A 14339-nucleotide genomic window follows, 5' to 3' on the forward strand; every position below is an offset into this window, starting at 1 on the left:
TTACTGCTTTCCCGTATCAAGGGCTTCCTGCATCAGTTCTTCGCCGGAAAGCTTCGACATCTCGCCCAGAAGGGCTTCGTTGGCATCGCCGGCAACGGCTTCCCGTCCGATTTCCAGCATGATGGGCACGGCGAGCGGCGAGATGCGCGTCAGTGCTTTATGCACGATTCGTCCGCGTATGCGCGACAGCATCTCGCCCAGTCTCCTGACATCGAGCAGGCCCTGTGCGGCATCGGACCAGGTTGCTTGCATCAGAATATGATCCGGTTCGTGGGCGCGCAGCACGTCATAGATGAGATCGGCAGACACCGTCACCTGCCGGCCTGTCTTCTCCTGTCCGGGATGCCGTTTCTCGACCAGGCCCGAAATCAGGGCGCAATTGCGGAAAGTACGCTTGAGAAGCCAGCTGTCGGCGATCCAGGCTTCCAGATCGTCGCCAAGCATGTCCTCGTCCATCAGTGCGGCAAGGCTCAGCGATCCGTCGCGCAGCATCGCGCCCATGTCGTTCAGGCCCCAGACGGCGATGGCGTAGTCATTGGCAACGAAGCCGAGCGGGTGGGCGCCGGCCCGCTCCAGGCGGCGCGTCAGAAGCATGCCGAGTGTCTGGTGGGCGAGCCTGCCTTCAAAGGGATAGAGCACCATGTAATGGCGGTCGCCACGCGGAAAGGTCTCCACGAGCAGGTCTTCCCGGCGCGGCAGGATCGATTTGTCCCGCTGGATTTCAAGCCAGTCGGCCACCTGTTCTGGCAGCGCCTTCCAGCGCTTCGGGTCAGCGAGTATCGCCCGCACCTCCGCAGCCAGATAGGTTGAGAGCGGAAACTTGCCTCCCGCATAATAGGGCACTTTGGCATCGTCTCCGCCGCCGTTCGAGACATAGCATTCGTTTTCGCGAATACCCTCGAAACGCAGCACCCGCCCTGAAAATAGAAAGGTGTCGCCGGGCACCAGTGTTTCGAGGAAATATTCCTCCACCTTGCCCAGAACCTGGCCGCCGCGGGCTGCCCCGCCGCGTCCGCGCCGCACCATGCGGATGTTCAGCATGGGGGATTCCACGATTGTGCCGACGTTGAGCCGGTACTGCTGGGCGAAGCGCGGGTGGGAAATTCGCCACAAGCCGTCCTTCGTCTGGCGGATGCGGGCATAGCGTTCATAGCTCTTCAGTGCATAGCCGCCCGTTGCCACGAAATCCACGATGCGGTCGAAAGTCGTCTGTTTAAGCCCGACATAAGGCGCCGCGCTGGTGACTTCGCCATAAAGCATGTCGGCGTTGAAGGGAGCGGCACATGCCGTGCCCAGAACATGCTGCGCAAGCACGTCGAGCGCGCCTTCCACCAATGGTGGCGTGTCCTGCGCGCCCAGATAATTCGCCTCCAGCGCGGCGCGGCACTCCATCACCTCGAAGCGGTTCGCGGGAACCAGGATCGCCCGGCTTGGCTCGTCCATGCGGTGGTTGGAGCGGCCGATGCGTTGGGCGAGGCGGCTTGCTCCCTTCGGTGCGCCCACATGCACAACCAGATCGACATCGCCCCAGTCGATGCCGAGATCGAGCGTCGAAGTGGCGACGATCGCGCGCAGGCTGTTCGTCTCCATCGCTTTTTCCACCTTGCGGCGCTGCCCGACATCGAGCGAGCCATGATGAAGAGCGATTGGCAGATTGTCTTCATTGGTGCGCCATAACTCGCGAAACAGCAATTCGGCCTGGCTGCGCGTGTTGACGAAGAGCAGGGTGGTGCGATGCGCCCTGATGGCTTCGTAGATCTTGGGGATCGCGTAGAGTGCGGAATGCCCGGCCCAGGGCACCCGATCCTCCGTTTCCAGAATGGTGATGTCGGGTTTTGCCCCCCCTGCCACAGTGACGATGTCGGCCATCGCGCCGGCTGACGTCTGGGGCACCAGCCAGCGGCGCAACTCATCCGGTTCCGCCACGGTTGCCGAAAGGCCTATCGTCTGTAGCTCGGGGCGCATGCGTCTCAGTCGGGCGAGCCCAAGCGAAAGAAGATGCCCGCGCTTGGAGATCACCAGCGAATGCAATTCATCGAGCACGACATAGCGCAGATGCGAAAAGAACCGCTCTGCGTCCGGCGAGGCAATCAACAGGGCGAGTTGCTCCGGCGTGGTCAGCAGGATGTCGGGTGGTGCGTATTTCTGGCGCTGGCGTTTGTGCGTCGGCGTGTCGCCTGTGCGTGTCTCGATGCTGAGAGAAAGCCCCATCTCCGTAACGGGGATGTTGAGATTGCGCTCAATGTCGACGGCAAGAGCCTTGAGTGGTGAGATGTAAAGCGTGTGCACTCCGCGCCGCGCCTCACCGGGTTTTGCTTTTGGCCGCTCTGCGATATCCGTCAGTGAAGGCAGAAAACCGGCGAGTGTCTTGCCCGCGCCCGTCGGTGCAATCAGAAGCGCGGAGCGCCCTGCCTGCGTTCTGGCCAGAAGCTCGAGTTGGTGTGCGCGCGGTTGCCAGCCGCGCGCGGCAAACCATTCGCTGAAGGGCGCTGGTAGGTATGGGGCGGCAATGCCGCCGGGAGCGTGTATCCGGTGTTCCAAGATGGGTTAGAACTAAACCAGAACACAGCGCCCGCCAAGAGCCGTTTGCGATGGCGGGCGTAAGGAGATACGGCGTGAAAAAGCGATTGTTCAGCGGCTCACGGCGCGAGTGAAATCAGTTTTTCTTGCACCTCTTGTAGGAAAACGTATGCACTCCGCGAAGTGTCCCTCGGAGTTTTACTCCAAACATGTTTTCGATGGCAGGTTTCTTTTGTTGGCCAAATCTGATCGCTTTGGTAACGCTCGGTTTTTGGCCAACGCAAAACTCACTTTTAGGTTTCGCATATGATGATTGAATGTTGATGATGCTGACAAAAAAGATGGAAATAAATATGATATATCTCATAATATCCTCCTAAATCTGCAGGAGTTAAATCTCATAAATTTAATATAATGTCAAATATTCTTAAAATCGCCGGTATTATTATTTAAAATAAATAACGTATAAAATAACACTTATTATAAATTACATAAATTAGTGAAATGGCGAACGGATATTGTGACATTCATTAAAAGTAGATTCGTCGATTTTGGCCTCCTCGCCTTTGCGCAAGGCCACGACGATAAGGCCTTCGATCGCTTCCCCCCGATCCATGCGGATGGCGGCTTTTTCCATGCTGACGAGCTCAAACCCTTTTGCAATGAGCATTTCGCGCAGATGCGCCTCCGAATGGGCATAGCGTCGCGAGGGTCTGAGGATCATGGTTTCGGGCCCGTCATGAAGCTCCACGGAAAAGGCAAACAGGGTGCCTGGGGCAAGCGTGGCCGCAACGAGGGCGAACAACCGCTCAAGCGACCCGATATACATGAAGACATCGGCGGCGGTGATGAGGTCGGCTTCCCTTGGCAATTCCGCCAGGGTGGCAAGATCTGCGCGGGCGAGGCGGTCATAGATGCGCTTTGCTTCCGCGCGTTTGAGCATTTCCGAGGAAATGTCCATTCCCTCGAGAAAACTTACATCGCCGCGCAACCGCTCTCCCATCAGGCCCGTGCCGCAGCCAAGATCGATGGCGTGGGCGAAGCCGGATTTGCCAAGTGAGGCGATGGCGCGCTGGAGCAAGGTGGGAACCTGATAGACGAGTTTGTCCACCAGGGCCTCATCGAATGTGTCGGCATACTGGTCGAACAGGGTTTCTACAAAGGCGGAAGGCATGGCGCGCATTCCGTCCATCGCACCGTGCAGTTCCAGTTTCAGGCTCGCGCCGAGTTGGTCCACAGGGTCGAGGCGCAGCACGTTACGCCAGGCATCCAGGGCTGCGGCGATCTCACCTGCTTCCGCAAGCATCTCTCCATGACGAAAGTGTCCGGCTATCCATTCGGGTGCAAGTTCCAGCGCATCGCCCATAAGGGCTGCGGCAGCTGAATGATCGCCCGAGGAGAAGAGCATTTCGGCATAGTCCGCCCGGCGATCGGCCAGCAGGTTGCCCGAAGAAAAGGAAAGCGGGGTCATCGAGGATCGGTTTTCCGGAAAAGCCCAACTTGGGGCAGCGAGGGCTTATGCGCGAGAAAAAGACTCCTGACAAGCACGCCTTTCGCCGCGGAAAAAAAAAGCCTATCTTCAAATGGAATGAAGCCCGAAGCCCTGCTCCACTCCCGTCCTGAGGGACTTTACTGTCCGCCAGGCAATTTCTTCATCGATCCCGTGCGTCCGGTCGAAAGGGCGTTGATTACGCACGCTCATGCAGATCATGCCCGTGCGGGCCACGCCGCGGTTTTGGCCACGCGAGAAACGCTCGACATCATGCGCCTGCGCTATGGTGGTGATTTCACGAAGAGCAAGCAGGTTGCCGAACTCGGTGAACGGATCGATCTGGGCGGAGTTGCCGTTTCCTTCCATCCGGCGGGGCATGTGCTTGGTTCCGCGCAGATAGCGGTGGAGGCGAAGGGTCTGCGGATCGTGGCCTCCGGTGACTACAAGCGACATCCCGATGCCACATGCACACCTTTCGAACCGGTGACCTGCGATGTTTTCATCACCGAGGCCACCTTCGGCCTGCCGGTCTTTGTTCACCCCGATCCTGAAAGCGAAGCGAGGCGGCTTGCCGAATCCCTGCGCCAGTTTCCCGAAAGGGCCCATATCGTCGGAGCCTATTCGCTCGGCAAGGCGCAGCGCTTGATCAGCCTCATGCGATCGGTCGGCCACGATGCGCCGATCCTCATTCACGGGGCACTGGCCAAAATCAGCCGCTATTATCAGGGGCGCGGCATCAAGCTCGGCAAGCTGGAGCCGGCAACGGTGGAGGGCATCGCCGGCACGCGCGGTGCCGGCCAGATTATTGTGGCCCCACCTTCCGTTCTGGGGGACCGCTGGACGCGCCGTTTCGCCGATCCGTTGAGCGTATTTGCCTCCGGCTGGATGCGCATTCGCCAGCGTGCCCGGCAGCGCGGTGTGGAACTGCCGCTCATCCTGTCTGATCACGGCGACTGGAACGAACTCACCAGGACAATCCGGGAGACGGGCGCCAGCGAGGTGTGGGTGACCCATGGGCGCGAAGAGGCGATCGTGCGCTGGTGTGCCATCAACGGCATTGCCGCGCGCCCGCTCCACCTGGTCGGATATGAAGACGAGGCGGAGTGATGCGGCGCTTTTCCGAGTTGCTCGACCGTCTGGTGCTCACTCCCTCGCGCAACGCGAAGCTCACGCTTCTGGTCGATTACTTCGCCTCCGTGCCGGATCCCGACCGGGGCTATGCACTGGCCGCGTTGACGGGCGGCCTCGATTTCCCCTCGGTCAAACCCGCCATGCTGCGGGCTCTGGTGACGGAGCGTATGGACGAGGTACTGTTTGCCTATTCCTATGATTACGTGGGCGATCTTGCCGAGACCATTTCCCTGGTCTGGCCGGTTGCCGATACCGGTTCCCAACCGGCTCCGGCACTGGGCGAGGTGGTGGAAACACTGTCGTCCTTGAGCCGGTCCGACGCGCCGGCCGTTATGGCTTCTCTCCTTGATCGCCTTGATCCCTCGGCACGCTTCGCGCTCATCAAGCTTGCCACCGGAGGCATGCGCATCGGGGTCTCGGCCCGCCTCGCCAAACAGGCGCTTGCCCAACTGGGAAGCCACGACGTGGCAGAGATCGAGGAATTGTGGCACGGGCTCGAAGCCCCCTATGAAAACCTGTTTGCGTGGTTGTTGGGCCAGGCGGAGAAGCCTGAAAGCGTTGCAAAAGCGCTCTTCCGGCCAGTCATGCTTGCCAATCCGCTGGGCGAGGGCGATTTCGAAAAGCTCGATCCGGCCGACTTCGCGGCTGAATGGAAATGGGACGGCATTCGGGTACAGGCCGTATCCGAAAGCGGCGTGAAGCGGCTTTACTCGCGCACGGGCGATGATGTTTCCCCGGCCTTTCCCGATCTCGTCGCAGCGTTGGGCGAGGACGTGTCGCTCGATGGCGAGTTGCTGGTGGGAGACCCGAGCACGCGCACGGGCAGCTTTTCCGATCTCCAGCAGAGGCTGAACCGCAAGACGGTTTCAAGGAAGATGCTTGCCGATTACCCGGCGTTCCTGCGTTGCTACGATCTGCTTCAGACAGGGGGCGAGGACCTGCGCGCGCGCCCTTTCACGGAACGCCGTGCAAGGCTTGAGAGCCTTATGCCGTCGCTGGATCCGCATCGCTTCGACCTGTCGCCATTGGTGGCCTTTGCGGGCTGGTCCGAGCTTGAGCGCCTGCGTTCCGACCCGCCGCACCCGGTGATCGAGGGCGTGATGCTGAAACGGCTGGATGCGCCCTATCTCGCAGGGCGGCCGAAGGGACCCTGGTTCAAGTGGAAGCGCGACCCCTTCACGGTCGATGCTGTGCTGATGTATGCGCAGCGCGGTCACGGCAAGCGGTCGAGCTATTATTCTGATTATACGTTCGGTGTTTGGAGCGGAGCGGAGGGCGATCTGCAGCTTGTCCCCGTTGGCAAGGCCTATTTCGGTTTCACCGACGAGGAGCTGAAGCAGATTGACAAATATGTGCGCGACAACACGATCGAGCGTTTCGGGCCCGTCCGTTCGGTGCGCGCCGAGCCGGATCATGGCCTTGTGATGGAAGTGGCTTTCGAGGGTTTGAACCGTTCGACGCGTCACAAATCGGGTGTTGCGATGCGGTTTCCCCGCATCGCGCGCCTGCGGTGGGACAAGCCCGCCGCCGAAGCCGACAGGATCGAGGCTTTGACGGCGCTGCTTGATGACTGAGGTCTACTCGGCAGTCGCTGTGCGAATTCCGTAGACATCGAGTGCGCGGCGCTTGCCCTCGACATCCGGAACGATGGCGATGGTGCCGCCGCTGCCGGGGTTGCCGCTGGGCATTTCCACCTCGAACAGGAACTCCGTGCGCGATGGGCCGACCACATAGCGCTTGCGTCCGCAGCTTCCCAGCGAACCGAAATGGCACGATATGGAAATCTGCGTTTCCTGCCCATCCTGCGAAGCGACATCCAGGCTGAAGATGGCGTTTTTTCCCGCAAGCGCTTCAAGCACGCCCTGACCCACGTCGAACACGATTCCTGAATCGCGGTCGCTGGCAATCCGCAGTGCGGGACGACCATCGTCCTGAACCACCTCGGCGCTGGCATTGCCGGGCGCAGCGACGGTGGTCGGATCGGTGGGCGTGAAGATCGCCAGCCATTGTCCTGTCGCTCTGCTGCCGCTACCAGTCTGTCCATCGGTCTCGCCGGTCGAGTAATCCTCTTCCTGGAGCTGCATGGGTGGGTTACGCACACTGGTGTCGCGCTCAGCGTCCGAGAGGAATATGCCGCTCGAAAGGCTCCACCAGATGCCGACACCGATAAAAGCCGCCAGCGTTGCAATCAGATAGAGCATTGCGAAGGGGTGCCGACGCCGCTGGCGTGGGGCCTTCTCGCGGCGCCTTTTGCTCGTCTTTTGCTCCGGCGTCCGCGCCGCCGCCCGGCGCTCGTCGCGTTCCACGCTGGGGGTGAAATCGCTGGAAGGGGACGCCTGCCTTGCGGCAGCCTGTGGCGTTGCCCGTCCTGCCTGTTCGGGTGCTTGCCGTGTGGGTGTTGCGGCGCGCTGTGGCGCTTGCGCGGCCGGAGCCCGGGCCGGCATGAATTCCGTTTCGATCTCGGTGATCTTGGCCTTCAGGGCGATGCGGCGCGTACGCTTTGCATCTTCCGGTATTTCCGCATTGCTTTCGAGCGAACGCTCAAGCGCGGTGAATGCCGAACGATAGACCTTCTCCCGAAAGGTCCGATCTCGGGCATCACCCTTCTCGAACGCTTTTCTTATTGCATTTTCTATGGCGTCCAAGGCTCGTTGCTCTCTGTGCGCATTGCTTCCCCCATGGTTAACCGCAGGTGAGCATGCAATCAACGGTCATAACAAGCTGTGAACAGCGCGAGGCTGAAAGTCCAAAACCCGGATCAAGCGGCCCGGCACAGCGCCACAAAGGACGCGCCGATGCCCAGAGCGGCCTTGAAGGCGCAGTTTTCCGGCGTAAAAATCGCCAGAATGCGCCGTGTTCCGGCGATTATTGCTCTTGAGAGCCTGTGATTTGAGTCTGGCTATTGATGCTGACCTCAGCTTCGATAAGCTGCAACTCCAAACGGAATGCGGTCATCTCCCGATAAGCGCTGTTGCCTGCAGCATGCCCTTTTATTTCCCTCGGCTTTGCCTTAGAAGCTTCTTACGCTTACGCGCACGTCAATAAAAGAAAGGGCCTTCATGGCGCTTCCAGCCGTTTTTACCAAGCTGCGCCTGCCCGTGGTGGCGGCTCCTCTCTTTATCATCTCCAACCCGCTTCTGGCGCTGGCTCAATGCAAGGCGGGCATTGTCGGCTCCTTCCCCGCGCTCAACGCGCGGCCGAAGGAGCAGCTCGATGAATGGCTGGCCCAGATGAATGAGGGGATCGCGGCGCACGATGCGGCGAACCCGGATCGGTCGGCAGCCCCCTTCGCTGTGAATCAGATCGTGCACCGCTCCAACGATCGGCTGGAGCACGACCTGGCGGCATGCGTGAAATACAAGGTGCCTATCGTCATCACTTCGCTGGGAGCCGTGGAGGAGGTGAACCAGGCAGTTCATTCCTATGGCGGCATCGTTCTGCACGATGTGATTCATGACCGCCATGCCCGAAAGGCGATTGAAAAGGGGGCCGATGGCCTGATCGCTGTCGCCGCCGGTGCGGGCGGCCATGCCGGCACGTTGTCGCCCTTTGCCCTTGTTCAGGAAATCCGCCAGTGGTTCGACGGGCCGCTTCTTCTGTCCGGCGCAATCGCCAATGGTGGTGCAATTCTCGCCGCCCGCGCCATGGGAGCGGACCTTGCCTATATCGGCTCTCCCTTCATCGCCACGCATGAGGCGCGTGCGAGCGATGACTACAAACAGATGATCGTGGAATCGCGCGCTGCCGATATCGTCTATTCGAACCTCTTCACCGGCGTTCACGGCAATTACCTGAAAGGCTCTATCGTGCGGGCCGGAATGGATCCCGATCATCTGCCGGAAGCAGACCCCTCGAAGATGAACTTCGCAAGCGCCGACGCCAAGGCGTGGCGCGATATCTGGGGCAGCGGGCAGGGCATCGGTGCGGTAAGGGAGATCATGGGCGCTGCCGCTCTGGTCGACCGCCTTGCTGATGAATATGAAGCCGCCGGAAAACGGATCTGCGGAAGCTGAAGCCCGCGTTTTCCTGTTCCACGCGGCAAAACGGCGTTGCCGGCTGTTTCCACCTTTCCGTTGAAGGACGAAACGATCTAGTTTCGGGCGATGATGGATTCTGCTGCACGATCTGCGGTTAGCCGGGCCCGGCCATTCCTGCTCTGGCTTCTGGCTGTGGCGCTGGCCTTGGGTGGGCTGGCGCTCTATCAGCGCATGGTTCTCGATGCCGAGTTGCAGCGCCAGAGCGCCACGCTTCATCGCCTCGCTTCGCAGCAGGCCGACCAGCACGATGCGCATATGACTGCGCTTTCAGCAATTGCGGTGGCGGGGGAGGGGCAGCGTTTCGATCTCTTTCTGGAAGTCGCGGCCACCATCATGCGCTTTTATCAGCGCATCGATGCAATCCAGCTTGTGCCTCTCGCACAAACCCGCGAGATCATCGGCACGGAACCGCTCGATCCGCAACTGGCGGAGGCGATACGCGCTGCGGCCCGCGCAAGCGATGGCCATATCGCGCTGTTGCCCGATCCCGCGCTTGCTGACCATTACCGCATGGTCAAGCGCAGCCCCAACACCGATGCGGCGCTTTATGCGCTCACTCTTCGGGTCAATGCTGAAAAGCTGTTGTCGGATGCCGGGCCTTTCTGGTCGCGGCCGGGCGTGACGATGCGGCTTTCGCTGCCGGATGGCGAAATCCTGAGCGGACCGGAAGCGCTGCCCGCTTCGGCCCGCTATTCCAAGGCGTTGGGCAGCGCTTCGCAACCGCTTCTTCTGGAAACGGGAATGCGCATCGGCCTTCCCGACCTTTTCCCACCCATGCGGGTCCTGGCGCTTCTGGTGGCGGTCACCCTGCTTTTCATTGCGGGCCTTGCCATTATGCGCCAGCGGGCGCGCACGCGCGATGCCCTGCAGCAGGTGCGGCTGAGCGCGATTGAAGCGCGGCTCACCCACGCTTCGCGCATCAATGCGCTGGGCGAGATGGCAAGCGGCATGGCGCATGAGCTCACCCAGCCTCTGACCGCTATCCTCGCACAGGCGCAAGCTGGACGCCGGCTTCTGGAACAAAAGGACACGGACGCCGTCGCATCGGTGCTTGATGACACAGTCAAGCAGGCGCGCCGCGCCTCCGATATTTTGGAGCGGTTTCGCAACTGGTCGCGCCCCCAGCAGGCGCTCGTTGCCGGTTTCGACCTGCGTAATGCGGTCGCCAATGTGCGTGCCTTGCTGGCGCAGGCAAGTGCGGCCGAAGGGATCGAACTGGATATTCGGCTTCCTGCGGACCCCGTGCGTGTGGCGGCCGATCCGGTGGAGATGGAGCAGGTGGTGTTCAACCTGATGCGCAACGCCATCGAGGCTCTGGAAGGAATGAAGCCGCCCCGCCGTATCGTGGTGGAACTGAAGCGCGGGGACGGCGCGGTCACACTCGATATTTCCGACAACGGTCCCGGCCTTTCGCCTGCGGTTAGGGATCGCCTCTTCACGCCTTTCACAACGACACGACCGGAAGGAACAGGCCTCGGTCTGGCGCTCAGCCAGCGGCTGGTGGAGCGCGCTCATGGCGAAATCTCTCTGAAGGACGGGGGATTGGGAACGACCTTCCGCATCGTCCTGCCGCCGGCGGACGAAATGCCGGGAGAAAAGGAATGAGCCTGCCCGTCTATCTGGTCGACGATGACGAGGCGGTGCGCTCGGCGCTCAGCCTGCTTTTGTCCACGGTCGGTATGCAGGTAACGGCTTTTGCCGATCCGCAATCCTTCCTGGCCAGAATCGGGGCCCTTGGGCCGGGATGTCTGGTGCTCGACATCCGTATGCCAGCAATTTCCGGATTGAAGCTGCAGGAACGGCTTGCGGAGCAGGGCATCGACTGGCCGGTCATCGTGATTTCAGGGCATGGCGATATCGAGGCCTGCCGGCGCGCATTTCGCAACGGCGCGCTCGACTTTCTGTCGAAGCCGGTCGATGAGCAGGATCTGATCGAGGCCATCCAGAAGGGGCAGGAGGTGCTTGGCAGGACGTTGCGCGCCCGCGCGGAGAAGGCGGAGACGCTCGATCTGCTCTCGGCCCTGACGAGCCGCGAAAGCGAGGTCCTCGCCCTTATCGCTAAGGGTTTTACCACAAGGCAGATCGCGGAAGGCCTGGGCCTTTCTCCCCGCACGGTCGAAAGTCATCGCTCGGCCATAGGAACCAAGCTCGGCACGACCTCCCAGGCCGAATTGACCCGCATCTGGCTCGAAGGGCGTGTCACTCCGTAGAACTACGGAGGCAATCGAGACCGCTACGAATATTGCCGGCCGGGTTCAGGAAGTAGCTTTTCTTCATCGCAAGAAAGGAGACCCCTGATGATCCGTGAACTTATTCTCGCAGCCGCCGTTTCAGCACCTTTCGCCGCTTCGGCGCAGGAGCTGCCAACCACTCCCTATCTGCCGCTCGACATGGCGACGACAGCTGCAAAGGCCGCTCTCGATGCCTGTGCCGCCGAAGGTCACAACGTCAGCGTTGCCGTGGTGGCGCGCGACGGCGCGACAAAGGTTCTGCTTAAGGCCGACAAGTCCGGTCCGCACACGGCAGGCAGCGCCCAGGGTAAGGCTTTCACATCTGCGGCCATGGGCCGCGACACGGCAGGTCTGGCCGAATTTATCAGCGGCAACCCGCAGAATGCGGGCCTGCGCGATATGGATAGCCGTATGGTTATTCAGGCCGGCGGCCTGCCGGTAAAGCTCGGCGGTGCGCTGGTTGCCGGCATCGGCGTGGGTGGGGCGCCCTCCGGCGCCGTCGATGCCACCTGTGCCCGCGCCGGGCTGGATGCCATCGGCGCCGAATAAAATCCTGCAAGGGAAGCGTGCGGCGGGCAATGTGGCTCGCCGCGCGTGTGCCATTCACTGAGAAGGAGCGTAACGATGCTCGCCAGAATCCTTCTGCCGCTGCTTTTGGCTCTGCCCATTCCTGCCCAGGCTCAAACTCCTCCTTCGCCCGCCGAGGCTGCAGCCTATGAGGGATTGCACAAGGCTGCCCGCGAGGGCGATGTCGCCGCGATCCGTTCGCTTGCGAAAGCGGGAGCGGATATGAATGATCGGGACAGCCGGGGGCGGACGCCCGTCCACGTCGCAGCCTTTGCGTCCAATGATGATGCTCTTCGCGCCCTGGCCGATGCCGGGGCTGACATGAATGCGCTCGAGAGCCAGGCCTATGACGCGGTCACCATTGCAGCTGTGGCGGATGATCCCGAATTGATGTCTCTGGCGATAGCACTTGGCAATCGGGCAGACCTCACCACCAGCCCCTATGACGGTACGGCGCTGATCGCGGCCGCGCATCTGGGCCATGTGGAGATCGTGAAGCGTCTTGTCGAGGCCGGCGCTCCTCTCGACCACGTCAACAATCTGGGATGGACGGCGCTGATCGAAGCCGTGATTCTGGGCGACGGTGGAAGTGATCACCAGCAGGTTGTGCGCCTTCTGGTTCAGGCAGGCGCCGACCGTTCGATCGGCGACCGCGATGGCGTCACACCGCTTCAGCATGCACGCTCCCGTGGCTATGTCGAAATGGTCGAAGTCCTCGAATGAGGCGATGGCTCGCCTAATCCCGCGCCAGCGCGGAAACCAGTTCGGCCTCGCTCTTTTGCGAGGCTGCCGCTATGTCGGTGAGCGTCTGTTCGCTACCCGCGACGGAGAAGCCGGCAGCTGCAAGCTTTGCCTGCAATGCCTCCGGCGTCATATCCAGCACGGGCGCCATTTCTGCCACCGAAGCCGTCAATGCCTTGTGCGCGAAGGCAAATTGCGGCGGCCCGCCCGCCCGGTCGCCTCGACTTGCAGAAGCCGGATAGAGAAAAACCAGCGCTGCTGCCAGAGAGGCGATGAGCGCAATCGCCATAGGCGCGTGCCGCAGATAGCTTGTCATCGGCTTCCAGTTTTTCCAGATATGGAACGCGAAGGGTAGGATCAGCACCATGCTGAGCCACTCGTGCATTCCATGGAAACCCGACGGCCCCACATGGAAGAAAAGAGCTATTCCCGAGACGAGGGAAACGAGAAACAGACCGGTGATGAAGGGGGTGGCGTAGCGCGACAAAAGCCGTGGCATGCTGGTCTCCGCATTTCATGTTGCGCTGCATCATTCTCTCAACGCTCTGTTTTGTCACATTAAATATCGGTTATGTTTGCGCGCGGGAATTCCGTTGCCAATGCCCGTTAGACCCTCTCCCTGTGAACTGTCAAAAAACCGTCATCGCGACGACATGCCGGTTTCATGCGCGCCCGCTAGGCAAATTGCATGAATGGGCCGGAAAGGCCCTCGACCTATTCGCGGGAAAACCTGATGCTGGAAATTCGCCAAGTCACGCGCCGCTTTGGAGCCAACACGGCCGTGCGCGATGTGACGCTTGAAATCGAACAGGGCCAGATGGTCGGCGTTATCGGCCGCTCCGGCGCCGGCAAATCCACCCTTCTGCGCATGATAAACCGTTTGATCGATCCCTCTTCGGGGTCGATCTTTTTTCATGGAGCAGAGGTTTCCACCTTGCGTGGCGCCGATTTGCGACGATGGCAGCGCGATTGCGCGATGATCTTTCAGCAGTTCAATCTGGTTCCCCGCCTCGATGTGCTGACCAATGTCCTGCTTGGCCGTCTCAATCACCGTTCCACGGTGCTCAACCTTTTGAACATGTTCACCCGTGAAGAGCGCATTCGCGCGATCGCAGCGCTGGAGCGTCTCGACATTGCACAGACCGCATTGCAGCGCGCGGGTACGCTTTCAGGCGGCCAGCAGCAGCGTGTGGCGATTGCTCGCGCCCTCATGCAGGAGCCGAAAGTCATTCTCGCCGACGAGCCGATTGCCTCGCTCGACCCGCTGAATGCCAAGGTGGTGATGGATTCGCTTGCCGACATCAACGCCCGTGAAGGCATCACTGTCATCACCAACCTTCACACGCTCGACACCGCCCGCGCCTATTGCAGCCGCATCGTCGGCATGGCCAAGGGCGCCGTTGTCTTCGATGGCCCGCCGGAGGCGCTGACGCGCGATGCCGTCAGAATGATCTATGGCGGCGAGGAAGGCGCGGAGCTTTCCGAAGCCATCACCTCGACCAGCATCAGCCTGCCTGAAACGCGGGCCAGGAAATCTTCCGGCCACGCGGTGCCCGCACTCGCCACCGCCTGAACGCCGGGATCGCCTTGCCCGCGTAACGGGCCGCCATTCCATGAAAC

Annotated in this window: 12 protein-coding genes; 8 read left to right on the forward strand and 4 right to left on the reverse strand. The window is 61.0% G+C overall.

Going from position 1 to position 14339, the window contains the following annotated elements; translation table 11 throughout:
- Positions 1 to 2541 (reverse strand): ligase-associated DNA damage response DEXH box helicase, encoded by a 2541-nt coding sequence (locus tag NA8A_RS01865; RefSeq protein WP_009755689.1) that lies wholly within the window; start codon positions 2539 to 2541, stop codon positions 1 to 3.
- Positions 2542 to 3016: 475 nt separating this feature from the next.
- Positions 3017 to 3991, reverse strand: a complete 975-nt coding sequence (locus NA8A_RS01875; protein WP_009755691.1) for a class I SAM-dependent methyltransferase — start codon at positions 3989 to 3991, stop codon at positions 3017 to 3019.
- A gap of 117 nt (positions 3992 to 4108) precedes the next feature.
- Here NA8A_RS01875 and NA8A_RS01880 point away from each other — a divergent pair, with 117 nt between their 5' ends.
- Together NA8A_RS01880 and NA8A_RS01885 are read left to right on the forward strand one after the other, a co-directional pair.
- On the forward strand, positions 4109 to 5119 hold the full coding sequence (locus tag NA8A_RS01880; RefSeq protein ID WP_009755692.1) for a ligase-associated DNA damage response exonuclease: 1011 nt from the start codon (positions 4109 to 4111) through the stop codon (positions 5117 to 5119).
- On the forward strand, positions 5119 to 6717 hold the full coding sequence (locus NA8A_RS01885; protein ID WP_009755693.1) for a cisplatin damage response ATP-dependent DNA ligase: 1599 nt from the start codon (positions 5119 to 5121) through the stop codon (positions 6715 to 6717). The genes NA8A_RS01880 and NA8A_RS01885 overlap by 1 nt, the downstream gene beginning before the upstream one ends.
- A gap of 3 nt (positions 6718 to 6720) precedes the next feature.
- On the opposite strand, the gene NA8A_RS01890 is transcribed toward NA8A_RS01885, so the two are convergent.
- Positions 6721 to 7788: a hypothetical protein gene (locus NA8A_RS01890; RefSeq protein ID WP_009755694.1), complete on the reverse strand. Its 1068-nt coding sequence runs from the start codon at positions 7786 to 7788 to the stop codon at positions 6721 to 6723.
- Positions 7789 to 8202: 414 nt separating this feature from the next.
- On the opposite strand from NA8A_RS01890, the gene NA8A_RS01895 reads away from it, so the two are divergent.
- The 5 genes from NA8A_RS01895 to NA8A_RS01915 all read left to right on the forward strand — a co-directional run bounded on the left by NA8A_RS01895 (position 8203) and on the right by NA8A_RS01915 (position 12701).
- A complete protein-coding gene (locus tag NA8A_RS01895) occupies positions 8203 to 9156 on the forward strand; it encodes an NAD(P)H-dependent flavin oxidoreductase (RefSeq protein ID WP_009755695.1) in 954 nt (317 codons plus the stop codon).
- Between the two features lie 90 nt (positions 9157 to 9246).
- Entirely contained in the window at positions 9247 to 10785 is a 1539-nt protein-coding gene (locus NA8A_RS01900; RefSeq protein ID WP_009755696.1) for a sensor histidine kinase, read from the forward strand.
- A complete protein-coding gene (locus tag NA8A_RS01905; RefSeq protein ID WP_009755697.1) occupies positions 10782 to 11390 on the forward strand; it encodes a response regulator transcription factor in 609 nt (202 codons plus the stop codon). The genes NA8A_RS01900 and NA8A_RS01905 overlap by 4 nt, the downstream gene beginning before the upstream one ends.
- 87 nt (positions 11391 to 11477) lie before the next feature.
- Positions 11478 to 11960 carry a GlcG/HbpS family heme-binding protein gene (locus NA8A_RS01910; RefSeq protein ID WP_009755698.1) on the forward strand — a complete coding sequence of 161 codons (483 nt, stop codon included), beginning with the start codon at positions 11478 to 11480 and terminating at the stop codon, positions 11958 to 11960.
- A gap of 75 nt (positions 11961 to 12035) precedes the next feature.
- Entirely contained in the window at positions 12036 to 12701 is a 666-nt protein-coding gene (locus tag NA8A_RS01915; RefSeq protein WP_009755699.1) for an ankyrin repeat domain-containing protein, read from the forward strand.
- 13 nt (positions 12702 to 12714) lie between these two features.
- Here NA8A_RS01915 and NA8A_RS01920 read toward each other — a convergent pair whose 3' ends face one another.
- The gene (locus NA8A_RS01920) at positions 12715 to 13218 is read right to left on the reverse strand and encodes a DUF4405 domain-containing protein (RefSeq protein WP_009755700.1); all 504 of its coding nucleotides are present in this window, start codon (positions 13216 to 13218) and stop codon (positions 12715 to 12717) included.
- A 234-nt stretch (positions 13219 to 13452) separates the two neighbouring features.
- On the opposite strand from NA8A_RS01920, the gene phnC reads away from it, so the two are divergent.
- A complete protein-coding gene (phnC, locus tag NA8A_RS01925; RefSeq protein WP_040671608.1) occupies positions 13453 to 14292 on the forward strand; it encodes a phosphonate ABC transporter ATP-binding protein in 840 nt (279 codons plus the stop codon).
- Positions 14293 to 14339: the final 47 nt, after the last annotated feature.

Origin of the sequence: Nitratireductor indicus C115, assembly GCF_000300515.1 — a bacterium.
GTDB classification, from domain to species: domain Bacteria; phylum Pseudomonadota; class Alphaproteobacteria; order Rhizobiales; family Rhizobiaceae; genus Nitratireductor; species Nitratireductor indicus.

What these genes read in the sequence shown, in the direction of transcription:
- NA8A_RS01875 (WP_009755691.1), bottom strand. Translation starts at nt 3,991, where the DNA reads ATGACCCCGCTTTCCTTTTCTTCGGGCAACCTGCTGGCCGATCGCCGG.
- NA8A_RS01880 (WP_009755692.1), top strand. Translation starts at nt 4,109, where the DNA reads ATGAAGCCCGAAGCCCTGCTCCACTCCCGTCCTGAGGGACTTTACTGT.
- NA8A_RS01885 (WP_009755693.1), top strand. Translation starts at nt 5,119, where the DNA reads ATGCGGCGCTTTTCCGAGTTGCTCGACCGTCTGGTGCTCACTCCCTCG.
- NA8A_RS01895 (WP_009755695.1), top strand. Translation starts at nt 8,203, where the DNA reads ATGGCGCTTCCAGCCGTTTTTACCAAGCTGCGCCTGCCCGTGGTGGCG.
- NA8A_RS01900 (WP_009755696.1), top strand. Translation starts at nt 9,247, where the DNA reads ATGATGGATTCTGCTGCACGATCTGCGGTTAGCCGGGCCCGGCCATTC.
- NA8A_RS01905 (WP_009755697.1), top strand. Translation starts at nt 10,782, where the DNA reads ATGAGCCTGCCCGTCTATCTGGTCGACGATGACGAGGCGGTGCGCTCG.
- NA8A_RS01910 (WP_009755698.1), top strand. Translation starts at nt 11,478, where the DNA reads ATGATCCGTGAACTTATTCTCGCAGCCGCCGTTTCAGCACCTTTCGCC.
- NA8A_RS01915 (WP_009755699.1), top strand. Translation starts at nt 12,036, where the DNA reads ATGCTCGCCAGAATCCTTCTGCCGCTGCTTTTGGCTCTGCCCATTCCT.
- NA8A_RS01920 (WP_009755700.1), bottom strand. Translation starts at nt 13,218, where the DNA reads ATGCCACGGCTTTTGTCGCGCTACGCCACCCCCTTCATCACCGGTCTG.
- phnC (WP_040671608.1), top strand. Translation starts at nt 13,453, where the DNA reads ATGCTGGAAATTCGCCAAGTCACGCGCCGCTTTGGAGCCAACACGGCC.